At 66.3% G+C, this 748-nt stretch carries 2 protein-coding genes; both read left to right on the top strand.

Going from position 1 to position 748, the window contains the following annotated elements; all coding sequences use genetic code 11:
• The coding region (locus EN742_RS36700) for an O-antigen ligase family protein (RefSeq protein WP_148670604.1) at positions 1 to 532 on the top strand (532 nt) is incomplete at its 5' end.
• Between the two features lie 23 nt (positions 533 to 555).
• On the top strand, positions 556 to 748 hold a 193-nt coding region (locus EN742_RS36705; RefSeq protein ID WP_128333974.1), incomplete at its 3' end, for an NAD-dependent epimerase/dehydratase family protein.

Here is a 748-nt window from a genome sequence, read left to right on the forward strand (position 1 = left end):
GTCGGAACGCGCGGATTTCCTGTTCAGCGACTGGGACGCGCTTGCCAAGGGCGACCACGCGACGGCGACGGGGTTGCGCGTGGCGCTGTGGCAGATCGGGCTCGGTGCATTCCGGGACGCTCCGATATTCGGACACGGCATCGCCGCCAGCCAGGCGCTGATGAAGCAAGGCTTCCATGAGCAGTTCGGCATGGCCATGGGCTTCAGCCATTTCCACAACGGCTTTCTGACCGCGCTGGTGCAGGCCGGGTTGGCCGGAGCAATCACGCTCGCGGCGATCTTCGCGGTCGCCGCATGGAACGCCGCAAAGGTTCTGCGCGTCAGCGCCGATCCGATCGAGCGCTTCGGCGCGACGATGGTCGCCGTCACGGTGATCGTCTACCTGATCGGCGGAATGACTGGCATCCTGCTCGGCCACGATATCCTCGATTCGACTTTCATGGTCTTCGTGGTGTCCGGAACCTACCTTGCGTCGGGGCGCCAACAGAGGCTGCCGCAGGAGCCGGCGGCCGCGATAGCGCCGGCAACCTGACCAAGGGGATGCGAAAACCCGCCATGAAAGTTCTGGTCACAGGCGCGACGGGATTCATCGGACGCCGGGTCGTGAGCCACCTTGCCGATGCGGGGTTCGAGGTGCGCACCGCCTCGCGCCGGCCGGAACGGCTTGGGCGGGCAAGCGGGGCGGTTCTGCTGCCCGGCTTCGATGCTCCCGCCGACGCCTTCCTCGCAATGATGGAGGGAGTGACAC

It is taken from the genome of Mesorhizobium sp. M4A.F.Ca.ET.020.02.1.1, from assembly GCF_004022645.1.
In the GTDB taxonomy this organism is placed as follows: Bacteria; Pseudomonadota; Alphaproteobacteria; order Rhizobiales; family Rhizobiaceae; genus Mesorhizobium.